The 2,309-nt window shown below is 69.8% G+C and carries 1 protein-coding gene and 1 pseudogene; one reads left to right on the forward strand and one right to left on the reverse strand.

The window, feature by feature from the left end; genetic code table 11:
• Nucleotides 1-182: 182 nt before the first annotated feature.
• Nucleotides 183-992, reverse strand: a pseudogene (locus QH195_RS16445) (SDR family oxidoreductase); the annotation flags it as partial.
• A gap of 269 nt (nt 993-1,261) precedes the next feature.
• Between QH195_RS16445 and QH195_RS16450 the strand changes: the two are divergent.
• A complete protein-coding gene (locus tag QH195_RS16450) occupies nt 1,262-1,675 on the forward strand; it encodes a hypothetical protein (RefSeq protein ID WP_280436020.1) in 414 nt (137 codons plus the stop codon).
• Nucleotides 1,676-2,309: the final 634 nt, after the last annotated feature.

Below are 2,309 nucleotides of genomic sequence, written 5' to 3' on the forward strand. Positions count from 1 at the left end.
AAATCCGGCGGACCGACCGCCGCCGGGGGGCCCCCCCCGGGCCGGGGGGGAGCCCCCCCGGCCCGCCCCGCCCCGCGCCCCCCCCCCGCGGGGGGGCGCCCCCCCCCCCACCCCCCCGCCCCCCCCCCCCCCCCCCCCCGGCGGGCGGGGGTGGGCCGGGGTACGCCCCCCCCCCCCCCCCCCCCCGCTCGCATTGTCGCGACGACTCCGCCGTCGACCAGCAGGTCGGTGCCGGTGACGAAGCTGCCGGCGGGGTCGAGGAGGTAGGTGGCTGCCGCCGCGATGTCCTCGGCGGTACCGATACGCCCGGTCGCGGACTGTTCGATCATCTGCCGCATCCGCACTCCCGACTCCCCGGCCAGCTCGTCACGGCCCTGGGCGGTGGAGATCACGCCCGGACTGATCGAATTCACCCGGGCACCGGCACGGCCCCATGCACCCGCCGCGGCCTGCACGCGAATAATCGCCCCGCGCTTGGCCATCGGGTAGGCAAGCATCGGAGGCAGCGCAGGTTCCGGGTTCAAGAACGGCAGTTCGGCCAGGTCCGCGGTCGGTGTCACCGCCAGCGCCGTTTCCTGTTCGGCGGTGAGCTGCGCCAGATGCCCGGCCATACTGGCGATCACCACACCCGCACCGCCGGGGGACATCAGCGGCGCGAACTCGTCCAGCACATAGGCGACCCCGCACAGATCGACACGCACGATGGCCTCGGTGGAGGCTTTCGCCGGTGACACTCCCGCGGTGTGCACGAGATGCCGGATCGGCCCGGTGGCGGCGGCCGCGGCTGCGAGTTCGGCCACCGAGGCCGGATCTCCGGAATCCACCCGGTGGGTGCTCACCTCGAATCCCTGCTCGGTGAACTGTTCGGCCGCGCCGGCCAGCAGGCGTTCGTCGAAATCGGCCAGCAGCAGATGCCGGCCACTGCCGATCCGCGCGGCGATCGCCCGTCCCATCCCCCCGACACCGACGACAACACTGATCTCTGCGCCCATAACCACATTCCTCCGAGCCGATTGCTGGTCGATCCGAAGGTATCCCGAGGCCGTGCCGCCCCGGCCGGAATGACCGGACATCGCACTGCACCGGGCACTCGCGGAGACCGGCCGGGTGGTCCCGGAGCCGGCCGGAACCACCCAGGACCACGGAAAACGCCGTGTCAGTGGGCATATCAGATCGGTGTCAGGCCGATATCAGCCGCACCCGCGAAAGTGTTTTCCAACGGCCACGACGCCGCCCCGAAACACCAGTCAAGGAGAACACCATGTCCGTCACCCTCAACGCCCAGGACAAGGCCACCCTGCGGACCGCCGCGTACGGCGCCGTCTCGCTGATCACCGCCACCAGCGCATTCGGCGGCTCGGCGCACAAGGCCGCCACCGGCGGCTCTCTCGCGCTGGCCACGGCGACAGGCTCCGTCGGGCACGTGCTCGCCGATGTCAAAGCCAAGGACATCGACCTGCAGGGCAAGAACATCGCAGAACTCGCCGACCAGGTTTTCCCGGCCCTGACGGCTGCCATGAACCTGCTGAAACAGCAGGATGCGGCCGAAGCGGACAACTTCCGCGCCACCGTCCTCGTCGCCCTGGAAACGGCCACCCGGACCCGCAGGGGCGCACCGAGCCCCGCCCTGTCCGAGATGACCCGCAAGATCACCTCGGCTCTCGACGCCGCCTGAGCGGCAACGAACCGGCCGGGCTCACTCGGCCGGATCCCCCTCGTCTACCTTTTCGAGATAAACGCTCGCTTCGAATACCGAAAATTTACACTCGTGGGTGTAGACATTCCGTCAGCGCACCGATAGAGTCGCTGACGTTCGAATCGATGAGTCCAGAGGCCGGGCAGGTGAACTGCTCCGGAAGATGCAGTACCGCTCGCCCCCTCCGGTGGAGAAGCGAATCCCGGCGAAGTTCGGCCGGACCCCGGAGGGGCGCGAGCGAATCAAGTCGACAAGTACCGCAGATAAGTCCGTCGATCGAGGAGGTGGTCACTGAGTAGTCACCTACCGGTTCCGCATTCCGGCAGGTCCCGGATGCGATACCCGACACCGGCCCAGGCGGCCGGTGGAAAGAATTGACATCAACCCTTTGTTCGTAAACCCCAGGCCCCCGGGGCGCCCGCCCGGGGGGGGGCGCCGGGTTTTTGGGGGGGTGGGGGGGGGGCGCCCCGGCCCCAACTCCCCCGGCATCCCCTCCCCCCCCGGGGGGGGCGCGCGGTACTGCATCTTCCGGAGCAGTTCACCTGCCCGGCCTCTGGACTCATCGATTCGAACGCCAGCGACTCTATCGGTGCGCTGACGGAATGTCTACACC

This window comes from Nocardia carnea (assembly GCF_029868855.1).
Taxonomy (GTDB): domain Bacteria; phylum Actinomycetota; class Actinomycetes; order Mycobacteriales; family Mycobacteriaceae; genus Nocardia; species Nocardia carnea_A.

What these genes read in the sequence shown, in the direction of transcription:
- QH195_RS16450 (WP_280436020.1), top strand. Translation starts at nt 1,262, where the DNA reads ATGTCCGTCACCCTCAACGCCCAGGACAAGGCCACCCTGCGGACCGCC.